The organism is Aphanizomenon sp. CS-733/32, assembly GCF_028330045.1.
Classification (GTDB): domain Bacteria; phylum Cyanobacteriota; class Cyanobacteriia; order Cyanobacteriales; family Nostocaceae; genus Dolichospermum; species Dolichospermum gracile.
The window spans coordinates 37,003-60,739 of the sequence record NZ_JAQMSE010000177.1; the positions used below are offsets into that span (position 1 = coordinate 37,003).

A 23,737-nucleotide genomic window follows, 5' to 3' on the forward strand; every position below is an offset into this window, starting at 1 on the left:
AAAACTGTACTTCATAACATCAGAAAGTGCTTTAATAGTATCCCTTTGTTTAATCCGATTTTTCTTCTTTTCTATTTAATTCGGTGCAGTTGGGAAAGAAAATACTGAGTTGCTAGGGTAGGTTGATCTGATTCGATGAGCGATCGCACTACAGCTACTCGTTGCGCTCCTGCATTCATCACATCATTCAAATTACTCATATCTATTCCCCCAATTGCAAACCAGGGAATTTGACAATTTTGGCAAACATACTTCACATATTCTAAACCCGCTGCGGCTTTACCCGCTTTTGTCGGTGTTTCATACACAGGTCCCACACCAATATAATCTGCTCCTTCGGCAATTGCCCCTTGCATTTCTTGGGGATTTGTGGTAGAACGTCCGATGATGCGCTGACTTCCTAGTAATTGACGCGCTACAGCAATGGGCATATCCTGTTGTCCCAAATGGACACCATCAGCATCCACTGCCAAAGCCAAATCTACCCGATCATTAATAATGAATAAAGCACCGTAATGGTGACATAATTCCCGCAGTCTTGTCGCCCGTTCTAAGCGGACTAAATCATCAGCGGTCTTTTCCCGATACTGTAACAGAGTTAAACCCCCTTGAAGGGCTGCTTCGGCAATGGCGAATAAATTATCTGTAGGAGATGTTACCAGATATAAATGCGATCGCCATAATAACTGATGACGCTGATAACCCAGCAAATTACTTTCTAGGGTATAAACCTGATAACGCATTTGCTTACAAGCCCCTCCCATATTTTCGTGATAAAGCTTGCCATACTCTTCTAATACCCGCAATGCTTCCTGCACACGGCAAAAATTAGCCTGTAATAGCGATGTAATATCAGCCCGTTGTTCCTCTTGGGGGTGACTTAAATCCGTTCCTGGATCACCTGGTGTATCGCGGGCTGCGCGGATTTCTGCCGTATGCCAAGCTCCCAACTCTTGGCGCAAGTGTTTACATATACCTGAAAACTGGGAATTACTTAAACCAAACCGACACCATTCTTCAATAATTCGCAACCCTTCACGAGCGCGATCTAAATTAGCATCTAAAATGCGATAAACAGTTTGTTGTGTGTGACTATGGGCTGAAACCATTACAAAACCTCATTTTTAATGTTTTTATAGTAATAGCCAGCTTGATTCATATTCTAATATTTTGATTATTAAATACTTGCTAACTAATCGCGGTCAATTTGTCAAGATCCCCGTAATATCGTGGAAATGCCACTATATAGGGCTTGCTGAAAAAGTTATCTGTGAGGGCTAGGACGGATAAAGAAGAAATGAACCACGAAGGACGCAAAGAGCGCGAAGGAAGAAGGAAGAAGGAAAAATTTATTTACCCGTTAATTAGTTCTTGACATTCCCATATTAACAATAAAGCGATTGGTGATTGGTCAAACAACGAACAACTGACAACTGACTAAAATGCCAACTCCAATCTTTCACTAGTCATAGATTTGAGTTTGGAGGTGAAGGATTCGGTGCGATCGCTCTTTTGGGGCATAAACTGACCAATAGGGGGATGATTGGCTGTTGCTGGGATTGTCAACGGTTGGGCTGGTGGGGGTGAAATTTCCTCAATAACTTGCTTTTGTCTGATATTTCCGGTTAATTGCCCAGAAGAAGGGGCTGGGACTAGGCTTTTTGGAGTATAGTCTCGGTTTTCTTCTATTGGCTGTAAATTCTTATTTATTTGATACTTGTAACTCACTGGAGCAGGTAATAAACGAAGATTTTTATATTCTTCCATCCTGATTTCTTGTTTAGTGGGTGGTAAAACTTGTAGAGACCCAGAAGTGAGCCGTTCAGGGAATTTGCTACAAATCATGCGCTCAAATTCCATGTTGAAATGGTAGGTTGTCTCGCCCTTTCGTCGCCAAAAGGTGAGGATTTGCTGTACAGATACGGCTTTATAACGACCTTGATACAAAGCTTCAATAACTGCCAAGTGTAACCAATGCAGAGGATATTCGGATTGCCATTGGCTAATCAACTCACTGGCATTGTATCCGTTGAGATCAAAGCTGTAGTGAGTTAATAACTTAGCTGCTAGTTCGGCAGGAGGTGCGAAAGTTTGAGTGACCGGGGCTGTTGTTAACATGGGCTGTGAGTTATAGGCAATAGGTATAAACATTGCACCCATCGCATCTAGTCTAACGTACTTTTAGCTACATGAGTGTTTTTTCACCAGCAGCAAAAGTGATAGGCAGTGTTTTCCATTCTACTTGTCAATTGCTGATATGCAAAACAATATAAGGTGAGTTAATAACTTTTGTGCGTTGACTGGTGACTAATGCCTGATACACCATTGCAGCAACTTCGGCACGGGTGGCTTCTCTGGTTGGTGCTAGTAAATTAGGGTCGGGATAATTAACAATAATTTTTTGCTGGGTGGCGATGGTAACGGCTGTGCGGGCGTATTCGGGAATTTTCTCTTGGTCAATGTAGGTTAAGGTTTTTTGAGCAGTTGCCACAAGCCCCAGTCCGTTGACCAGGGAGACGATGACTTGCAGCCGTTGGACGTTTTGGGTAGGACGGAAGGTGCGATCGCTAAATCCGCCTACAAAACCCCCTCTGGCTGCGATTTCAATGGCCTTAGCTGCCCAAAAATCCTTGGCTATGTCTGTAAATTCTGGGGACGGACGTTTGGCTGGGGGATTAAAGGCGGCAGCAATTAAAGCTGTATATTGAGCGCGGCTCATGGCTTGATCTGGTTGGTATGTGCCATCAACAAAACCCTGGGTTAAGTTCATACTAACTAATGCCCGAATAAATGGTTCTGCCCAATGACCAACAATATCGGAAAAAGAGGGAATCTCTGTCTCTGGTTTGACAATATAGGCGGAGGGGAGGGGATTTTCTTGACCGGTGGCGACCAATGCCTGATAAATTAGGACTGCGATTTCTGCACGGGTAATTTCCCGCAGTGGTTCTAATTGATCTGGTTGGGGATAATTAACGACTAATAATTTTTGTGTAGCTACGGTGGTGGCATTGGTAGCGTAGCTGGGAATTTGGGCGCGATCGCGGTATACCATTAAAACGTTAGGATTACCACCACTCAAGTTTAAACCGTTGACAATGGAGACTATTGCTTGAATTTTGGTGATGTTATTTCCGGGTCGAAATGTGCCATCGGGAAAGCCTTTCAAAAAGCCTCTATCGGAGGCACTGGCTATGGCTTTGCCAGCCCAAAAGTCGGATTTAACATCTTTAAATTTATTGAGTTGATTACTTTCCGGTAGTTGGAATGTTTTGGTGATTAAAGCTGCGTATTGGGCGCGGGTAATGGGTGTGGCTGGTTGAAAAGTGCCGTCGGGAAACCCGCTAATAATCTCTTTACTGACTAAAGCTTCGACGAAGGCGGCCGCCCAATGTCCTTCTAAATCAGCAAATCTACTGCTAACTCCGATTTGACTGGGGGTGTCAGCGGTAGCAGCGATGAAATCTATCGCCCCAATTACCTGGGGAACACTTAATTGATTACCGACGGAGATAATTTTTTGATCTGTGACATTTTGTAAGTCGAATTTACCCTGTTCTCGAAAAATGTTGTCGGCTGGGTCTTGGGGACTACCTAAATCGGGAATGGCATTACCGGCGATTAACAGACCGCCTTGGGTATTGCTGGTGATGAGATTTCGCCGTAATACTGGTTTAGCATCACGAGATAGGGCGATCGCTGTCCCATTACCTGAAAGTTGATTATTTGCAACTAAAGGGGCGGCAAGGTCACTAATGGCTATGCCTAAAGCATTATTTTGAAATCCATTCCGCAGGACTTCTCCTTTGCTATTCTTGGCTATGACTAATCCACAAACTTTGTTATTAATAAATAAATTATCTACAATCCCTGGTTTGCTATTACCGGTAATGAAGATGCCTTCTCTGGTACAGTCTTTAAATGTACTATTAGCTACAGTGGGTATTGATGATTCAATCCACGCCCCAGTCCCTTTTGTTCCAGGATTAATCACTGTCACACCTAAAAGACTGGCATCACCGAGTAAGAGTAATGTAATATTCTGTATTCCAAAACTAGGGCTTTGATATTCCCCACTGCCGGTAATAATCGTTTCCTGACCTTTATTGGCTTCGTTTCCTACTACTAATACTCCCGGTGCAATGACTAAGGGAAATACTTCACCATTGGCTGTGCTATAAGTTCCACCGACTAACTGAATAATTGTTGATGTTTTTGCTTGTTTAAGGGCGCGGGTAATGGTTTTGAGGGGATCAGAACGAGAACCAGTATTAGCATTGTTTCCTGTCACAGGATTAACATAGAGTGTGGCAACAAGACTAGAATTAACCATAAATTTTTAAACGAGCAGGGTTTTAATGGTGACATCCATAATTAACCATATTTTTAGCACAATCAGGAAGACGGAAGAGGTTTTAGGCAACTTTACTTTTCGTTACATATTACTCTTTGAGAAGCCGCTCCGCGTCTACGGTTTTTTCTGTTTATCTACTTAGGAGATTTACCTATCTGCATGAAAATAGCGGTCAATTAAAGCTTGTGCAGATTGGCGGTGTTGTTCCACTAATTGAGGGGGAGATAATACTTCTGCTTTGTCCATATAACGATAAACCCAGCGACTAAATTCATTTAAAGACCGAGGTGGTAAATCTACGGCATATTCTATATAAGTATGTTGCCCTGTTTGATCAATGAATCCAGTGGTAATTTTTTGGTGAGGATGACGACGTTCCCCTTCTAAAATAAATGCTGATATTGGTGGAAAAAAACGCACTTTTACTTGAATAAATTTGAGATCTCCTGCTATTTCTAATTTTTGAGGTTCTGGGTCGCCTAAATTTAAACCCCAGCCATTTTCTAGTAGTTTGTATGCTGTAACTAAACTTTCTCTTTGTTTTTCTAAACCCCGTGGTAGCATTTTCAGTAATTTACAATAATTATTAAACCGATTTAATCTTCCTATTGCTAAATGGGAATTTTCACAATATTCATACAGTAAATACCAAGCAATATCATGGTAAATTAGTTGTAGAGGAAAAACCTGTATCCGTCCAGTTCTATTAAAACCATAAAAGTCATTACTACGAGAAATTTCAATAGCTTCTCCCTTGCTAATAGCTGTTTCTAATAATGGTAATTGATGAAATAATGTATCGCGGGTTGCTCCCTGAGTTATCATTTCTTCCGGGTCAGTATGAATAATAGCCCGGTTAAGATGTTGCCGAGTAGGATAAAAAAAATCACCCTTGAGTTCCATATCTAACCCACGTAATCTTTTACTCAGAGTTTCATGAATGCGTCTAGCTTGGGCATCACCTTGATATTGAGCTTGGGAGGCTAAAGCATTAAATGCTACTTTTAATTCTGCAATAGAAAGCGCACCAGTACCTAAATAATATCCCCAACGATACATTCGCCGATCAAGAATAGCGTAGCGTCTCAGGGTTTCTAAATCTTTGCGTAATGTCGGAATTGCTGGATATTCTGCGGGTAATTCTATATCTAATTCTGCTGCTAATTTTTGCAGATATACTTTCACAGAACTAATTGCATCATGATTTTCATGATTACTAGAGTCCAGAAAATCAGGACCACCTATACCTGGATATTTGAGTAAGGTAGCAATTAACAATAATAAACGTTCAAATGCTAAACGTTCTGTGTAAGGATGAGTAGGTTTTTTAGCCATGGTAAAGGAATCACTGGTAGGAATTTATAGTAAATTAATCTCAGTGCAAAAAGAAAATATTTAGAATGCTAATAGAAATTGGCTGTAGGCATTGTCAATATTGCTTTAGGGAAGATAACTATAATAATTGAGTTTATAACCTTTTTCTAGCTTTTGGCTAATTCTGCGGTTATGGTAGTCAATATCATTACTTTGAAGTCAGTCTTTTTAGCACTATGTATATTTCCCGACGTTCTGCCACTGTCAGAAATGTTTCTATATCTACTGTTAATGGTGGTATTACTTTAGTGATTTTGTTGATTGCACCTTTAGGTTTAGCGGCAGTAATTATTAATACTATGCTAGTTGCTGTCGCTACTTATATAGTTGCCAGTGCAGCCGATAGAGTTGTTTTGTGGTTAGAACCGGAACAGAATGCAGAATTAACATCTTCTGGAAAGGGTGAATATTCTTCTCCTAAGAAGTCTAATTTACAACGTTGGTGGCGTTAATAATTGATAATTTCATGCAAACTCTTTATGTTTCTGAGCAGAATTGCTATGTGTGTTTACAAAAAGAAACTTTGCTAGTTAAACAAGGGGAAACTATTTATGCTGAAGTGCAGTTACCTTTGTTAGAGCAAATTCTGATCTTTGGGAAATCCCAATTAACAACCCAAGTTATTCGTGCTTGTTTATGGCGAGATATTCCCATTGCTTACTTATCACGCATGGGTTATTGCTATGGCAGAATTTTACCGATTTCTAGGGGATATCGGCAGTTATCACGTTATCAACAACAATTATCTCCTGTAGAAAAGTTGATTACTGCTAGAGCTATGATTAAAGGTAAGTTAAAAAATAGCAGGGTGTTGTTGCGAAGACAAAGGAAAAAAAAGGAATCGGAGCTTTTAGAACGGGTTTTACAAAGTTTAGATTATCTAGCTGACCAAGTAGCACAGGCTGATAATTTAGAACGATTAATGGGGTTTGAAGGTGCGGGGGCGGCTCAATATTTTTCGGCTTTTAGTGAATGTTTAACAAACCCTGATTTTGTGTTTTCCGGTCGGAGTCGTCGTCCTCCAGGAAACCCAGTCAATGCCATGCTCAGTTTTGGTTATCAAGTGCTTTGGAACCATTTATTGGCGTTAATTGAAATTCAAGGACTTGATCCTTATTATGCCTGTTTACATCAGGCTCATGATGGTCATGCCGCCTTGGCTTCTGATTTAATTGAGGAGTTTCGCGCCCCACTTATAGATTCTTTGGTGATGTGGTTAATTAATCGCAAAATTATTAATGCTGAAGCTGATTTTGAGTTTAAAAATGGTGGCTGTTATTTGAATGATGCGGGAAGGAAGAAATTTCTTCGGGCGTTTTTACAAAGGATGTCTGAAGAAATACAAACTGATGAGGAAATTAAACAACCAAAATGGGATTTATTAACTAAACAGGTGAGGGCTTTTAAACAGTTTGTTTATAATCCTAGTCATCATTATCAACCCTATCGAATTGACTAAAATTAAGTAGGTTGGCGTTGAAAATTGTCGTTATAGCAAGGCAAAAGGCAAGAGTTAAGAGTCAAGAAGTTTTCAGCGATTTTACGTTTATTTACACAGTTTGGTTTTATTGTGTTCACTTACTTATGTTATGTTTTTGTATGTGATCGCTTATGATATTCCCTGTAATAAACGGCGCAAAAAAGTAGCTGATTTATTGGAAGGTTATGGACAGCGTGTACAGTATTCTGTGTTTGAATGCCAGTTGGGTACAGAAAAATACCAGGATTTACGTCGTCAGTTGAGGAAAAAGCTGAAGTTAGAAGAAGATAATGTCAGGTTTTATCCTTTGTCTCGACATACTCTATCTCAGGTGGAAACTTGGGGTGTGGGAATACCTGTGATTGAACCACCTAGTTCAATTATTATTTAGTTTGTTTCCAACAGCGTAGTGTGGCGTTAGCCGTGGTTTAGGGAAAATCGCTGAAGTGTTGATTTTATGGTTGTGAACTTCGGTTGCTTATTGGGTAAGGGTTACGCGGTTTTTAATGGTCGTTTTGTGGGCTGGTTGGCGGTGCTTTTTGCTGACCTTCGGAAAGTGGGTCTAGACTCTTTGCACAGTAAGGGGTTAAAATGAAGGGATTCCCACTCGCTGGGGATATTAATTGAATGGAAACAGCCGTAAAGATTGATGACCGGGACGCCGAAGACACGCTCAAGGATTCCCACTCGCTGGGGATATTAATTGAATGGAAACTAATCGCATACCCAATCACCGCAAGTTGTCCATTCTTATTCCCACTCGCTGGGGATATTAATTGAATGGAAACATACTGTAACCAAAGCGATCGCAAAAAAACTAATTAAATTCCCACTCGCTGGGGATATTAATTGAATGGAAACAGTGTAACATTCTAATATCTTTGCCTTGAGGGTTGAATTTTTATTCCCACTCGCTGGGGATATTAATTGAATGGAAACTAATGATTCTACCATCATGAGTAAGAGTTAATGCTATTCCCACTCGCTGGGGATATTAATTGAATGGAAACTATATAGCACCCCATTTATCTAACTTTTTTAAACAGTAATCTAAATTCCCACTCGCTGGGGATATTAATTGAATGGAAACTCCTCTAGTTCTCAACCAAGTAACAGCCTCTTCAATTCCCACTCGCTGGGGATATTAATTGAATGGAAACCGCTAAATCAGTGGCCAACTTTTGGGCAATCTCAGGGTTATTCCCACTCGCTGGGGATATTAATTGAATGGAAACATCCATCCCTAAAGCCCTATCTTCTTCAAATCTTAATTCCCACTCGCTGGGGATATTAATTGAATGGAAACGAGAGTCTGTACCCGTCTTACTGCGATCAAGCACAGTCATTCCCACTCGCTGGGGATATTAATTGAATGGAAACTTATTAACTTTTAACTCAAAATCAGGAAGGATTTTGACATACATTCCCACTCGCTGGGGATATTAATTGAATGGAAACTCGGATAAATCAACTACAACTGGACTACAAGATGTGACAATTCCCACTCGCTGGGGATATTAATTGAATGGAAACATTAGAATTCCTTTAGTTAACTGAAGATGATGCACTATTCCCACTCGCTGGGGATATTAATTGAATGGAAACTAAGCTGCGATTAATTCGTTCATCGTGACTCCTAAATTCCCACTCGCTGGGGATATTAATTGAATGGAAACTCAACGTCATTCCTGATTTGGCGCGGGCTTTTTTGATTATTCCCACTCGCTGGGGATATTAATTGAATGGAAACAATTATTGGTAGTAGTTGAAAGAAGGAACAAAGTCGAGATTCCCACTCGCTGGGGATATTAATCGAATAGAAACAGGGGAGGGAGGCGATCATCGGCAGTATATATAAATACATAATAAAATATTTACTGATATTTTGAGAATCAGTAAATTTTAACTATCAATGTTTGGTAAGGGAAACGCTGTAACTTGATAGCTGCATAAACAAGAACCCATGTCAAAGACAAGAAAATATTTGTAATAAAACTCTCAAAATGAGGAAAAGCTTACAGAGTAACAGTTAGAGAAAACCTTACAAAAATCTTGAGATATTTTAGATTTCTAGACAAACACTGAATCGCGCTCTTATAATTCATCTATAAGCTACACAGGGGATCTACCAATGACGGCAGAATATTGGCGGGCTAAGATTTGGGGGTTACTACATGACCCTGTATTAAAGGCATTACATGACAATAGCGGACGGGGTAAAAATAGCTTCTATAAACAACTAGAAGTAATGAAGCCTTGGGTTGAGACAGGTAAAACCCCTGATCAATCAAGTGGTAAAGTATTAGAAAATATCCTCTTAGCGGATTATATAGCTTCAGCTAGTGATAGGTCAGCTATAGGTAGCGTCACAGCTAGTATAAATTATGCCCCAGGTAAAAATCGTGAAAAGGGGTTAGAGATTACACATTTATTATCAGGTGCAAGACAGGAATTTAAAATCAAACTCCATACAGAACTTATAGAATCTAAACGACAAGAATATTTACAAAAAAAAGAAGGAGAACTATTAGCAGAAATAGACAATCATTTAAGAACCGATATTAAAAACATCAAACATTTATTTTGGTGGTTATGGCGTTGTTTACCCCAAGCAACCTGTGATTTATTTGATAAAGATAATTCATTAATGTTAATGCCGGCAGAAACTCGTTTACCCGATGCTTCTATTTGGAGTCATTTGAGTATGACATCAGCATTAGCCGGTGCATTAGCAGGATATGATTTAACAGCAGCACAAATACAACGTTGGCAAGGAAATGATGACTTATCTCATCCTTATTTAGCAGTATTTAGTTTTAGTCCAGTACAGGAATTAATTAAATCTAGTCGCAAAATGCGGGATTTTTGGGCAGGTTCTTGGTTATTACATTATTTATCAGCTAAAGTTTGTTGGAAACTAGCCAATCAATATGGACCAGACACCTTACTTTATCCTAGTCTTTATCAACAACCATTAATAGATCATTGGTTATTGCAAGAAATTGAAAGGTTGAAAAAAGAGGAAAAAATTGATTTTGATTTTTCCGAATGGGTAAAACAACCATCATCAAAATCATTATTAACCGCCGGATTTCCTAATGTTATATCATTAATTTTACCTAAAGACAAAGTACAAGCGGCCATGCAAACAGCACAACAAACGCTGTTAGAAGAATGGTTAATAATTGGGGATTTAGTATTCAAAGAATTGCATGATAAACGTCATTGGATGAGAGAATTAAAACCAGATCATAATAGTTGGCAAGGTTGGTTAAAATCCCAATGGCAAGTTTACTGGACAGCATTACCCATAGGTAAAGGTAAACAATTCAAAACTGCTGCTATTCCTGAAAACGTTAATGATCAATTACAAAATTGGCTAAATCAACAAAATCAAGCCTATAATGTCAGTGAAAAGCAAAAGTTATTTCAATCACAAGAATTAAAATTTTTACGGGACGCTTATGATAAACGGTTAGAAGAACAACATAGAAAATTTAGCGTTAACGTTGGTTCATGGTGGGGTTATATTTTCGACGCAACCCGCGCTAGTTTAGCAGCAGTTAAAAATGCTAGAAATTGGGAACTTCCCACAGCCTTTGGACCCCGTTCTACTATTTCTGGTATTGGTCCAGTTGTCAGTCCTGGTAAAGATGGAAAAGACTGGATAACAGAAGGTGATACTAAGGAATCATGGGAAAAAAAGGAATCATGGGAAAAACATGATGCAGGTTTTTTTGATGGTACAGAACAATTAAACGCTACGGAAGTTGTCAAACGTTGTTTGCATGAAATTCTACCTGGTTTATTAGGCATAAAAAAAGAAGATATTGCAGCATCTTATCCAGATTTAACTTCTGGAGTTGCTGGATATTTGAAAGTTAATCAAACAAAACAACAAGAAAATTTTGATCATGCTTGTGAAGCAATAATCAAGGCATTTCCCAGTACCAAAACAATAATTGACCAAATGTACAAAAAATGGGGTATTCCTTGGATAGATAGTTCAGAGTCTCAAAAATATCATTGTCGCTTGTTAAATGCTGGCTGGTTAGTGGAGGATTTACAAACTCCAGAATTAAACATATTACAAATACAATTGGAGAAAGCTAAGGAAGAAAATAAGGAGGTAATTAGAAAACAAATCATTGCGAAAAAACGTGATTATCGTGAAGACATTCAAAAGATAATTACCGAACACTATCCTAAGAATAATCCATCAGATTGGTATGTATTAGCAGCAGGTGATGGTGATAGTATGAGTGAATGGTTAAAGGGAATAAAACTCAAAAATTACGGTGATTATATACCATCAGAATTATCAGTTAATTTAGAGAGTTTTCCAGAGTTTTTAGCCATTCAAAAACGCATGGGACCTAGTACCCACAGTGCATTAAGTCGCGCGTTATTAGATTTTTCTAATCAATTAGTTCCTTATTTGACACAAAGCCGTTATGCAGGTAGATTAATTTATGGTGGTGGTGATGATGTTTTAGCTTATACCAATCTCTGGGAATGGGATAAATGGTTATGGGATATCCGTCAATGTTTTAAAGGTGCAAAAGACCCCCATGAAGAAAAAGAGTTTAGTAATGATGGTGATTATTGGAAATATTTAAAAGATGATGGTGAAAAAGTTGGTTTAGTTGACCGTCCATTATTTACAATGGGAAGTGAGGCTACAATTAGTTTTGGTATCATAATTGCCCATCATTCTGTACCCTTAGCAATAGCTTTAGAAAGCCTGTGGGAAGCGGAAAAAAAAGCCAAAGATCATGTTTATATTGATAACAATGGTGAAAAAAAAGCCAAAGACGCTGTACAAGTGCGGGTACTCTACGGAAACGGAAATACCTTAAAATCCACTGCTAAATTCGATGTTTTTTCTGAATGGCAGCAATTAATCACAAATGATTTAGAAAGTGCGATATTTGAACAAGCTGCGAGTTTATGGAGTCAACACCCCGCACCGAGTTTAGAAGCTATTGTACCTTGGACAAAGGCATTTTGCGATCGCCGAGATCAATTCCAAAATGATAAAAATTCCACCTTGTTTCAAAAACAGTTAGCGGACTTTTTCACAGCGTTGTTTATTACTACCGAAACCAAACAACTAGATAATGAAATTCAAAGTTGGTTAAAACTAGCGGCATTTGTCAAACGTAACCGTGATATAAAAGTAAGAGGTGAGAATTAATGTATTGGTACAAACTCACACCATTAGACATATTAATGTTAAGAGATGCTAAACCATTTTCACCACAAGAAAGGGCATGGGCTGGTAGTATATTTCCTCCTAATGGTCATACTATAGCTGGTGCATTTAGGGGAATATTGGGGGAAAGGAAAGACTTTAAAATTGTCGGTCCATTCCTTTGTTATCAAAACACAGAAAATACCCTATATCTTCCCCGTCCTTTAGGTTTTGTGAAATCTGTACCCCTTGTCCCTTTAACTTGGGAAACCAAATCTCATATACATAATGCTTTATGGGATAAAACTCAACCTTGTCCATTAGTTAAACCTCATAATAGTAAAGATGATGATGATGATGATTTGGTTAAAGGCAATGGAGTAGAAACAAAATTCAGACAATATTTACCATCCTCTGTTGTTAAGAAATATTTAAAAACGGGGAAAATAGATAAAAATGATTGGAACATAATTAAAGACAGTCATGAGGATAAACCTTGGGAAGAAGAAACCCGTTCTCATAATAGCATTGAACCGGGAACAAAACAAGTTAAAGATGCCGATGGTTACTTTGTAGAAAAGGCCATTCGTTTACATCAAAATTGGAGTTTTGCCATAGGCATTAATCACGAAATTACAACACCTGCGACAATCAGATTAGGAGGAGAAGGACACAGAGTCATAGTAGAATCTTGTCCTGAATTGGGGGAACAATGGCAAGAATTAAAAACTATTTCAGATGGTAATTTTCAAGCTAATACTAAACAAGCTGATACTAAAGATGATACCAAATCAATAGCTTATTTAGTTACTCCTGGAGTTTTTGAAAGACCACATGAAGATAAGCAGAGAGGAAAAGTTAATTTATGTCGTCCTTATCCCTGGGAATGGAAACTCAAAGACGGTAATTTTGTGAGTATGTCCACAGATAAAGCAGTACCAATTAGTTGTAGAATTAGGGGGAAAGAAGACAATACAAAAAGCATTCCTGCACCCCAGGTTTTTGCTGCACCACCAGGGACATTGTACTATTTGAATAAGCCTCAAGGATTGTTTCAGGATAATGAAAGTTTAGCAAATGAGCAAAAAAATCGTGTAAACAATTGGCGACAATTGGGTTATTCGGAAATGTTGTGGATTAAATATCAAGGAAATTAGGAGAATATGAATTATCTAACCTATAGCTATCTTTTAACACCATTACATACAGGTGCTAGTACCCAAGCTGGTAATTTGTTAGGAATTGCCCGTGAGGCACAAACTGAATTACCTTATATTCCTTCATCTTCTTTGCGGGGTAAATTACGTTCATCATTAGAATCTATAGCTGAAATAAAGTCCGAAGCTGGATCTTTTTTTGGAGAACGGATTAAAGATGGACAACAACCCACAGAAGGAGAAGTATGGTTTGCAGATGCTACTTTATTATTCTTTCCTGTTGGTTCATTTAGCCATCAATTTCTGTGGATTACTTGCCCATTATGGTTAAGTAGATGGGGTCGTTGGTTAGGAAATGATAAATTAAATCAGTTGATTAAACAATGGCAGTTAGATTTATTAACTGATGGTAAAAAGGCTATAACTTCAGCATCAGGTAAACAAATTTATTTACAAGGTGCTATTCTTAATGAAGATAACATTAAGGCGATCAATATCAGTAATGACTGGGATGTATTCAAAGATATTCCTGATGGTAATGGTATTTTAGACTTAAAAAATAAATTAGTCATTCTTTCTAATGAAGATTGTGGAGCATTAGTAGAAATTGGATTACAGCGAGAAGTGCGTATTGCATTAGATGAAAATGAAAAGATTGTTGCTGGTGGTTCTTTTCGTTCAGAAGAAGCAATACCATCGGAAACTATTATGTTTTTCCCTTGGGGTATGAAACCAGAAAAAGAAGCTAACAAAACTGATAAGGTTAGAGAATTTCTGATCAAGATTTTGAATGATAGGCTTCAATTTGGTGGGCTAGAGGGATTAGGTAGAGGTTGGACTGAGAATCAAACTATTGCAGTTAATAAAGCAGTTAATAAAAAGGGGGAATAGTTCATGCAGAAATTAGACACTAGAGAGTTTAGTCGTCATGCTTATAATGGGTTAATTAAAGTTAAAGAAAATGTTGAAACTGCTAACCATCAAAAAGCAAGTGGTACTGTTCAAGGAATACCCGCATACATCTCTACATGGGGATTACATCGTCTATCAGGAGATGGTTTAAAGTATAAAAGTAGTTACAAAGGTCAAGTATATCAAGAATTTCTCAGAAATTTACAAAAATTAAGTAAAGTGCCTTTTGCTTATGATGATGCCAGCAGTTTAATTAATCTGGAATTAGAGAAATATACTGGTTTAAATCGTTTAGCAATTGAATTAGCAAAAGAGTGGTCATTTTGGGCAGTACCTATTCTTGGGGAGGCAGAACAAGAATGAAAAATCAAAAATCAGAAGCAGATATATGGCGGGATTTTGTCCAAACAGAAGTTAAGAGCAAATCCAAATTAGGAAAAATCTTAGAATCTTCTCAATATGGTGGTTATAATAAACCAGAATTAACCATTTATTTTCCTGATGAAAATTCTCGTAAAGCCGCCCAAGGACAAACAGAAGCCATTAAGAAAAAACTCAGAGAACAATATAGATTATTGTGCGATCGCATTAACTTTAATTCTGGTTCTACGACTTCTACAATCGTGAAAAATACTCCTGTTTCCAGAGCTAATTCTACATCAGTTTTACGCGCTCCTAAAAATCATAATCCCTTACAAGCTCTGTATTGGGTTGAACCTAATCTTCCAGAAACTGATGCTAGTCAAAGGATGTCAATTCTCAGAGAAACAGTAGCCGCAGAACAAGGTTGCAATCAAATTTACACCAAACTTTATCAACGGACTTTACAACTAGCCAACGGTAAAGAAAATACAGTTTCAGTCTCGTTTAACTGGCGAATGCGTATTGGGGGAACTCGTGGTTTTAGAGAATTACTATTACCAGTATTACATCCTATATTTGGTATTCCCTATATTCCCGCTTCTACATTAAAAGGAGCAGCAAGAGCTTGGGCAAGAGAAAATGACACACCAGCGCGAGTACAAGAACTATTAGGAATGCTCAATGGTAGAAACGCTAAAGCTGCCAAAATTGAATTTCTAGATGCTTTCCCTACTAAACATTGTCTGAGTATAGATGTAGCAACACCTCAATGGAAATGGAAAGATAATAAAGTCATGATGTATGGACCAGAGCCACATCCTCTTTTAAGTTTAGAACAACCTCAATTTTTAATAGGATTACGTCCTACTAGCAGACAAAATTCTGATTGCCAGGATGATCTTAAAACCGTTAAATCATGGCTAGAAAATGCTCTTAATAGTGGCATAGGTTCTCGCGTTAGTAGTGGTTATGGTAAGGCTTTGGGTACAATTCCTATCACCAATACTCGAAAAAGTTATGACTTTGAATTGTGGACTCAAGGAATGTATGGGAGTAATCCTCAAATTCCAGAATTTAGACCCTCTGCTGTTCGAGGAATACTCCGCTATTGGTTTCGTGCTGTAGCATTGGGATTATATGATGTACCAAATTGTCAAAAATTGGAAGAAGAAATATTTGGTAATTTAGGGAAGCAAGGTAAAATTTCTCTTAGCACTAAAGTTAATTCATCTGATAAAAAAGATCCTTGTTTTTATGCTGGTAAAATCTATTTAGAAGCTACCGAAATCAAGTATCTAAATTTAGCAGAGAAATTATTATTTTTAGCAGTACAATTAGGCGGTGTAGGACGTGGTTCTCGTCGTCCTTTGCATTTACTTGATCGTCGTATGCGTGGTTGTCACTGGGAAATAGTAGGAAAAGATTTACCTCTTGATTATGATGGTGAGCAATGGCGTAAATTCTTCACAGAACTTAAACAGGTATTTCAAGCAATAAAAACACCGATAGGTTCTTATGCTGTTAGTCCTGGTAGACCTGGAGCTAAACAACAAGATGTATTAGATAAAAATGCACAAATTTGGCTATTAAAATCACCATCACAAATTCATCCTGAAAAAGTTAATTGGCAAACAGATGGAAGTTCTAGTAAAGTGCGTGGTGCAGGATTAGAATTACTTTACAGTGATACCCGATTTAAAGGTCAGGGACAAGGACAGGGAAATCCTAATGTTGGTGGCAAATTAGGGACTCCTTCATTTGTATGGATTAAGTCAATATTCACTGATAGCTTACCTTATCAAGTTATTACAATTTTTGGCAGTGATTACCCAGATAGAAAAGAGTTTGCTAAGGAGTTAAAAAACCAAGGTGCAATTTTAGTATTTCCAGAAATACCACCAAATAAATCTGGTATATCTTCTCCCATCAAAAAAAAATAGTTACCTAAACAAGAGTTATGAAATCAGTTTTAATTGCCACAATCGGTACTAGAGATTTAATGTTCCAAATCGCCTCCGGTGAATGGTTCAATATTGGTGATGATAGAATGCAAAGTGGGGAAATTATTGGTGAACAAGCAGAAGTTATTTCTGACTTAGGATTACATAATATTTCTTTTAGAGATTTAACTAAATACCTATTAGATAATATTGATACATACATAGACCGTTTAGAACCAGCAATTACAGGAAATATTTTTAACAAAAACGCATCAGAAATTGAGAAAGTATATTTAATTGCTACTGATCAAAAACCAGAAGTAAAACAGAGAGAAAAAGATACATTATATACAACAGAGATCATCAAAAAGTGGATTATTCGTAAATTCCAAAATCTGAACAATGATAATACCTCTATTCTTTATGTTGGACAAGATGGTACTAACCCCTCTGATTTTGAACAGATGTTTAACTGGTGGAGAAAAACATGGAGAAATGAAATTCATATTCAACCTCATCAACCCATTTGGGTATGTGTGAAGGGAGGAGTAGGTCAAACATCAGAAGCGGCAAGAGTTTCAGGGCTTAGTTTCTATGGCGATCGTATTTTATTTTTTGAAGTTCAACAAAATACATCCGCTAATCGTCAAGGTATTCCCTCCGATTATAAAGGTCCATTTTTAGGTACTAACTATCTTTGGGATAGAACCCAAAAACAGGCTTTAAAATTATTAGAAAGCTATGACTATACAGAAGCTTATGATTTACTACAACCATATTTTCAGCAGTCAGGTTCAAAATTTGGAGCAATACCAAATTTATTAAAAGCTGGTAAATTATGGAATCAAGGACAATTTGAAAAATTCTTATCTCTTGCTAAAAGTTCTACACAAATATCTAGTGTGGAAGGCAGATTATGGATGGCTTATGAACAGGCTTATTTAGGTGTAATTCGTCTTGAGCAAATGAATACTACAGAAGCAATGTTACATAGCTATCGGGCGATTGAAGGTTTATTATATTGGTGGGCTGCTGATTCTTTTCCAGATCATTTTCAAGAAGAGAAACAAGGATGGCCATTAGTTAATATTTTGATTACGAAAAAGTATTCATCTTTAGAAAGATATTTTACCGGATCAGAAAATACAGCTAAAGTTGATGGATGGTTATTAAAAGATTTATTAAATGAAGCTATTCCTGAAACCAAAAATAGTATTGATTTTAAAGCATTTTGGAAATCAGCTAAATATGCAAGAAATTATTTTTCTCATCGTTTAGGTGGTTTAGCAAAACAAGATGTTTTCAAAGCGTGGTCTAAAGATATCAATAACCCAGATATCAAAACTTCCGAACAATGGCAAAAAAGGATTTTAAACTGTATTAATTTAGTCACTGAAAAATCTTTTAATACCCTATCGGAAGCCAGTTTATTTTGTCAAATTCACAAACAAGTTTTAGAAGCAATACAAAAACAAGAAATTATTAATTATGACAACAACAAATAACACAAATCAAGTTAGCACCCTGATCATTACCGTAGGAACTCGACAAATAGGCTGGCGTTGTCAAGATGGTATTATCCGTTCCTTTGGTGCAGATGGTAATATTAGTTATCCTTCACATATCAACGAACTCTATCAAGAACTAGGAATAGAACGGGGTAAACATCAAGACGAAGATGGTAAAACCTATCCTTGGAGTGGTCGAGATTTAGGTAAAAGATATTATGATTACTGTCAAGAATGGTTAGGTGGTGATTTTAGTAATGTGGAATTATTGTTAGATAAAACTGTCATTGCAGGAGGAGTAAAACAAGGCTTAAAACATATTATCCTATGGGGAACAGACCAGCCGGAAAGTATTACCTGGAATTTTCGCCGATTAGATACTTTATGGTTAGCAGAATTAATAAAAGGAAAAATTAAAAGTTTATTTCCTGATATTAGAGTTGATGTTCACGCCCCAAAAATTAATGCTGGTAATAGTGATGAAATTCGTGAAGAATTAGAACAACTGGTTTTAAAAGAAGCTATCAATGCTAACGAAAATCAAGAGTTTGTTCTCTGGATTCAAACTAAAGGATGTACCCCTGTAATTGCTTCTAATGTAGAAATTTGTGCTGCTGCTTTAGTACGTCAGTATCAAGTATTTAATGCTAGTCCTGATGAACCAAAGGAATTTTTTACTACTTTAGAAAATGGTTTAGTTACTGCTAATCATTCCCAAACTTTCAGTTTAATTTCTATGGCTGAATATTTTTGGTCGCTAGAAAAAGTAAAAATTCAGTCTGCTTGGGAACGGGGAGATTTTTCAGAAGCACAAATTTGGCTGAAAGTCCATCAACATCGTCATCCAGTATTATATAAATTAGCAGGGTTTTTAGCACAATATAGTAATTGGGAATCTAATAAAGATTTTTACCAAAAACTCAAAGATTGGGTGAGTTCTAAGGATGTATCTAAGTTAGTCAATGCAGAACAAGTTGAAAATTGGAAAACCCAACTGCAAAAGCTGCAAGATGACAAAATTACTAATTTATGGGAGTCTACCCTGATATTAGAATTAGCATTAAATCGGGAAAACTACACCACAGCATTTATTCAATTCGTCCAGATTTTAGAACAATTATTATATCTGCAATCTATCAATCAAAAATGGTATGTCAAAGGTTGGATAGTTAATCATCAAGATGAAGCTACCCTACAACAATTAATGCAAGGTTGGTGTATTTACAAAAAATTCAAAGAAGATAATAAATGGTCAAAATTAATGGCCGATATTAGGAAAAAGCGCAACACAATTATTCATGATGGCGAATCTATAACTTCAACGAAAATTGGCTATCTTTGGGCTAATAATGGATTTGACGGAGTTAAGATACCAACAACACCAGAAATCATTAAAAAGCTGATGATGGGACTACTCAAGGAAGTTAGCGCTCCCCCCAATCTCAACAATCTATTAATGCGCTCTTTGTATCAATGGGGATTGCAATACTTAGAAGATACAATTTAACCAATAATTGAGCGATCGCCCATACATCAAAGCCAAACAGTTAACCGTTGGGAAAATAGGCATTTTCAACCTTCACCTATTGCTATGAAGTTGATGCAACAAAAGCTTCAAAAATCCTGCTAAATTCAGAGGGAACAGAAAAAACTCATGTTTTTGAAAAGATGGAAATAATGGCACTGTTTTTTTCAGACTCAGCATCTTTTTTTTGACTAAAGCTCTAAACTGGTGAAAATGAGTGTTTATTACCCATTACCTGTTCCCTTTTTTGCAACAAGTTAAAATGAATAACAATGATTTAGCTTTTACTCCGGCTTTAGAGTTAGCACAATTAATCCGTCTACGGGAGGTGTCGCCGCTGGAGTTGGTGGAAGTATATTTGGAAAGAATTGAACGCTTAAATCCCCAATTGGGGAGTTATTTTACAGTTACGGCAGATTTAGCGATCGCTGATGCTAAACATAAAACGGAATTACTAACTACAACTTCAGAATTACCGCCGTTTTTTGGTGTGCCAATTTCTATTAAAGACTTAAGTTCAGTTGCAGGTGTTACTTGTACTTATGGAAATCCAGCGCTGTTAAATAATATCGCTAATCATGATGATGGCGTGGTGACGAAAATTAAACAAGCGGGATTTATTATTCTGGGTAAAACCGCCACTTCTGAATTAGGTTCTTATCCTTACAGCGAACCTACGGGATTTCCCCCAGCCAGAAACCCTTGGAATTTGGCATATACTCCGGGTGGTTCTAGTGGTGGTGCAGCGGCATCGGTAGCAGCAGGATTAAGTGCGATCGCTCAAGGTTCAGATGGTGGTGGTTCAGTGCGTGGTCCGGCGGCTTGTTGTGGTGTTGTGGGCATTAAACCAGCCAGGGGAAGGGTCTCTAAAGCCCCTGTAGGCGATCGCTTGGGGGGCATCGCTGTTGATGGTCCCCTTGCCCGCACGGTGGCGGATGCAGCCGCTATGTTAGATGTAATCTCTGGCTATGTTACTGGTGATCCTTATTGGCTACCAGATCCCCAACCATCATTTCTGTCTGCAACTCAAGTTAAATTAGATCCTTTAAAAATCGCCTTTAGTACCAATATTCTCCCCTTTGGAGAAGCTGATGCTAACTGTCAACAAGGAGTATTAAAAACCGTCGAATTATTGGCACAATTTGGACATCAAGTTGAGGAAAAATACCCAGATTTTAGCGGTTTAATTGAACCATTTAAAGTAGTTTGGCAAGCGGGAATTGCAGCAGCGGGAATCCCGTCACCAGCTTTGCAACCTTTAAACCAATGGTTATTCGCCAAAACCGGTTCTGTGGCGGAATATCTGCAAGCACTTTCCCAAATGCAAATTGTCTCTCGGCAAATTATCGCCTTTTTTGATACGGTGGATGTGTTGATATTACCAGTTTATTTACATTCTCCCATTCGTGTCGGTGAATGGGCAGATTTGAGTCCCGAAGAGACATTCGCCAAAATCGTCCACTGGGTTGCGCCTTGCCCTGTCGCAAATGCTACCGGATTACCTGCGATCGCCCTTCCCGTCGGTTTTGATAGCAATGGTTTACCCCTGAGTGTGCAATTAATTGGTAAACCTGCTGCTGAATCTACCCTTATTAGTCTAGCAGCCGAATTAGAAGCCGCTAACCCGTGGATTCAACACCAGCCATCACTTTAAGTCAGAATCAGGATTGACAAAATGTCTGAATCAGGATTTACAGGATTTAAAGATTTACAGGATTGTTATCCATAAAATAATCTCAAAAAACAGAAAGTTAGTAAATATTTCCATATTCAATCCTGAGTATCCTGATTCAGACATATAAATAATCTCAAAAAACAGAAAGTGACCTTTTGCAGTTCTTCGGTGATTAAATCAAAAAGTCTAGCCATAATTGGTGGATATTTCTTGTAACCTTAGTATTTTATACTATTTGGATAAAGCTTAACTTTTTTGGGAAATGTCATCAATTTTTTTTCCGCCACTTATTCAACAAGTTCATAGTGAAATCTGTGCTATTGCAGATACTAGATTATATGTCTTACGACTGGATATAATGCACCCTCATGTTAACGGTAATAAATGGTTCAAGCTAAAGTATAATCTAGTGGAAGCTAAAGAGAAAAATTTTTCAACAATTCTGACTTTTGGTGGTGCTTATTCTAATCATATTTATGCTACCGCAGCCGCAGGAAATATATTTGGTTTTCGGACTATTGGCTTAATTCGTGGAGAAGAAAATATCCCTCTCAATCCTACTTTAGAATTTGCAGTAGCACAGGGAATGGAATTAGTATATATTGATCGTCAAACATATAAAAAACGTCATACCGAAGAATTACAAAATCAGTTAAAACAGCGATTTGGAGAAGTATTTACGATTCCTGAAGGAGGTGGTAACTTAAATGGTATGCGTGGCTGTATAGAGATATTACAAACAGTGAGAGGATTTGATACTATCTGTTTAGCTTGCGGTACAGGAACAACATTAGCAGGAATGACACTATCATTAAGCCAAGAACAAAGAGTAATTGGTTTTCCGGTTTTGAAAGGTGGTGATTTTCTCAAGGAAGATATCAATAACTTATTAACAAATTATCTAGCTTCTGGTTTACCCACACCTGTTAATTCTCCCGCACCTTGGCAACTTGTATCTGATTATCATTTTGGTGGTTACGCTAAGGTGACAAATAAATTAAAGCTATTTTGTCAAGATCTCCAACAACAACATGATATCCCTTTAGATTATATATACACGGGAAAAATGTTTTATGGAGTGATGGATTTAATTGCAAAAGGGTTTTTTAAATCAGAATCTTTGCTATTAATCCATACTGGAGGTTTACAAGGTAATCAAGATGCAATATCTAAATTAAGCGTGTAAATTAGCCTGTTCTTGTAACCAAGGATCTACAGGTTGTCCATCTTTACGTTTAAGTTCTATTTCTATTACCATGACTTCCTTAGAACCGGGAGGTGCAGGTTTTTTATGAAAGAGAATTTCGTAGTCTAAGGGGTTTTGATTATGCTCTTTTAACCAATCTTGAACTTTTGTCAAGGCAAAAAATGATTGTCCTTGAGTAAACATTTGGGTAATTTGCATTTGTAATGTGTAAGGATTAATGCGACTCATTTTTATTGACTCCTTTGGTATTTAGAATTATTATCTCACGCAGAGGCGCAGAGGCGCAGAGAGCAAGATTGAGTTTTTATTCTTCGGTGTTCAAATCTACTTTATCATAAATATCTGCTAACAAGATTTGGCCAGGAATAGAAGATAGGTTGAAGCTAACATCTCCATCTGTAAATTCAGAAAATATCCATTTATTATTATCAGTTTTAAAATATTGTTCAATGTGCATTGTGTATTGATCAATTAAAATATATTCTTTTAAGCTGGGAATTGTCCGATACGCTGCGAATTTTTCATCTCTATCATGACTTTTGGTAGATTTTGATAATACTTCTGCAATCATCACAGGATTTACTAAGGTGTCCTTTCTTCCTTGTTCATATTCTAAGGGAGTTTTCACAACCATAATATCAGGATAGGTATGAATTTTTCTTGTAGGAATCCAAAGACGTTGATCTGTTACAAAGACTTGATAAGGTTGACGTTTAAGAAGATAATTGAGTGTACCACTGAAATTAAGTGCAAGTTGGTTGTGATTGGGTGTTCCGCCTGTTTTATGTATAATTAATCCGTTGATATATTCGTGACGTATTTCTGAGTTTACCTCTAATTCTAGGTATTCTTGGGGTGAATAGTAGCGTGTTTCTTGTGCGAGGGTCATAATTTTAATTTATAGGTTTTAGAGGGTGTTTGAAAAGTTAGAAGTTGAGTAAAAAAAGCTCTCAGGGTATAATCTGTAAGTACTAAAAATACAGAACCGCAGAGAGCAATGAGTAAAGTATACTCCAGCAACCTAACTAAAGAACAGTGGGAACTAATA

18 protein-coding genes and 1 CRISPR repeat array are annotated in these 23,737 nt (G+C 37.4%); of the genes, 12 read left to right on the forward strand and 6 right to left on the reverse strand.

Annotated elements, in window-relative coordinates:
* Positions 1-71 precede the first annotated feature (71 nt).
* The 4 genes from PN471_RS14255 to PN471_RS14270 all read right to left on the reverse strand — a co-directional run bounded on the left by PN471_RS14255 (position 72) and on the right by PN471_RS14270 (position 5,689).
* Positions 72-1,109, reverse strand: coding sequence for a thiamine phosphate synthase (locus tag PN471_RS14255; RefSeq protein WP_271777414.1), 1,038 nt, complete (start codon positions 1,107-1,109; stop codon positions 72-74).
* A 328-nt stretch (positions 1,110-1,437) separates the two neighbouring features.
* Complete coding sequence (locus PN471_RS14260) at positions 1,438-2,151, reverse strand: hypothetical protein (protein WP_271777415.1); 714 nt, start codon at positions 2,149-2,151, stop codon at positions 1,438-1,440.
* 94 nt (positions 2,152-2,245) lie between these two features.
* The gene (locus tag PN471_RS14265) at positions 2,246-4,333 is read right to left on the reverse strand and encodes an S-layer homology domain-containing protein (RefSeq protein WP_271777416.1); all 2,088 of its coding nucleotides are present in this window, start codon (positions 4,331-4,333) and stop codon (positions 2,246-2,248) included.
* Positions 4,334-4,501: 168 nt separating this feature from the next.
* The gene (locus tag PN471_RS14270; RefSeq protein ID WP_271777417.1) at positions 4,502-5,689 is read right to left on the reverse strand and encodes a helix-turn-helix transcriptional regulator; all 1,188 of its coding nucleotides are present in this window, start codon (positions 5,687-5,689) and stop codon (positions 4,502-4,504) included.
* A 215-nt stretch (positions 5,690-5,904) separates the two neighbouring features.
* Between PN471_RS14270 and csx18 the strand changes: the two genes are divergently transcribed.
* From csx18 to PN471_RS14330, 12 genes are all read left to right on the forward strand, one after another.
* The gene (gene csx18, locus PN471_RS14275) at positions 5,905-6,180 is read left to right on the forward strand and encodes a CRISPR-associated protein Csx18 (protein WP_193890701.1); all 276 of its coding nucleotides are present in this window, start codon (positions 5,905-5,907) and stop codon (positions 6,178-6,180) included.
* A gap of 14 nt (positions 6,181-6,194) precedes the next feature.
* A complete protein-coding gene (gene cas1 / locus PN471_RS14280; protein ID WP_193890703.1) occupies positions 6,195-7,187 on the forward strand; it encodes a CRISPR-associated endonuclease Cas1 in 993 nt (330 codons plus the stop codon).
* Between the two features lie 130 nt (positions 7,188-7,317).
* Positions 7,318-7,599, forward strand: coding sequence for a CRISPR-associated endonuclease Cas2 (gene cas2, locus PN471_RS14285; protein WP_193890705.1), 282 nt, complete (start codon positions 7,318-7,320; stop codon positions 7,597-7,599).
* 208 nt (positions 7,600-7,807) lie between these two features.
* Positions 7,808-9,032: direct repeats of the CRISPR family, unit length 36 nt; unit sequence ATTCCCACTCGCTGGGGATATTAATTGAATGGAAAC.
* A gap of 307 nt (positions 9,033-9,339) precedes the next feature.
* Positions 9,340-12,405, forward strand: coding sequence for a type III-B CRISPR-associated protein Cas10/Cmr2 (cas10, locus tag PN471_RS14290; protein WP_271777418.1), 3,066 nt, complete (start codon positions 9,340-9,342; stop codon positions 12,403-12,405).
* Complete coding sequence (locus PN471_RS14295; protein WP_271777419.1) at positions 12,405-13,559, forward strand: type III-B CRISPR module-associated Cmr3 family protein; 1,155 nt, start codon at positions 12,405-12,407, stop codon at positions 13,557-13,559. Before cas10 ends, PN471_RS14295 begins: the two co-directional genes overlap by 1 nt.
* 6 nt (positions 13,560-13,565) lie before the next feature.
* Complete coding sequence (cmr4, locus tag PN471_RS14300; RefSeq protein WP_271777420.1) at positions 13,566-14,450, forward strand: type III-B CRISPR module RAMP protein Cmr4; 885 nt, start codon at positions 13,566-13,568, stop codon at positions 14,448-14,450.
* Between the two features lie 3 nt (positions 14,451-14,453).
* Entirely contained in the window at positions 14,454-14,834 is a 381-nt protein-coding gene (locus PN471_RS14305; RefSeq protein ID WP_190388252.1) for a hypothetical protein, read from the forward strand.
* Positions 14,831-16,774 (forward strand): type III-B CRISPR module RAMP protein Cmr1, encoded by a 1,944-nt coding sequence (cmr1, locus tag PN471_RS14310; RefSeq protein ID WP_271777421.1) that lies wholly within the window; start codon positions 14,831-14,833, stop codon positions 16,772-16,774. Before PN471_RS14305 ends, cmr1 begins: the two co-directional genes overlap by 4 nt.
* A gap of 17 nt (positions 16,775-16,791) precedes the next feature.
* Positions 16,792-18,279: a hypothetical protein gene (locus tag PN471_RS14315; RefSeq protein ID WP_271777422.1), complete on the forward strand. Its 1,488-nt coding sequence runs from the start codon at positions 16,792-16,794 to the stop codon at positions 18,277-18,279.
* Positions 18,263-19,789, forward strand: a complete 1,527-nt coding sequence (locus PN471_RS14320) for a hypothetical protein (protein WP_271777423.1) — start codon at positions 18,263-18,265, stop codon at positions 19,787-19,789. The genes PN471_RS14315 and PN471_RS14320 overlap by 17 nt, the downstream gene beginning before the upstream one ends.
* A gap of 280 nt (positions 19,790-20,069) precedes the next feature.
* The gene (locus PN471_RS14325) at positions 20,070-21,461 is read left to right on the forward strand and encodes an amidase (RefSeq protein WP_271777424.1); all 1,392 of its coding nucleotides are present in this window, start codon (positions 20,070-20,072) and stop codon (positions 21,459-21,461) included.
* Positions 21,462-21,744: 283 nt separating this feature from the next.
* Positions 21,745-22,668, forward strand: coding sequence for a 1-aminocyclopropane-1-carboxylate deaminase/D-cysteine desulfhydrase (locus PN471_RS14330; RefSeq protein WP_271777425.1), 924 nt, complete (start codon positions 21,745-21,747; stop codon positions 22,666-22,668).
* On the opposite strand, the gene PN471_RS14335 is transcribed toward PN471_RS14330, so the two are convergent.
* Together PN471_RS14335 and PN471_RS14340 are read right to left on the reverse strand one after the other, a co-directional pair.
* Positions 22,657-22,917: a hypothetical protein gene (locus tag PN471_RS14335; RefSeq protein ID WP_015080621.1), complete on the reverse strand. Its 261-nt coding sequence runs from the start codon at positions 22,915-22,917 to the stop codon at positions 22,657-22,659. The genes PN471_RS14330 and PN471_RS14335 overlap by 12 nt on opposite strands.
* A gap of 76 nt (positions 22,918-22,993) precedes the next feature.
* Positions 22,994-23,578, reverse strand: coding sequence for a Uma2 family endonuclease (locus tag PN471_RS14340; RefSeq protein WP_271777426.1), 585 nt, complete (start codon positions 23,576-23,578; stop codon positions 22,994-22,996).
* Positions 23,579-23,737 lie beyond the last annotated feature (159 nt).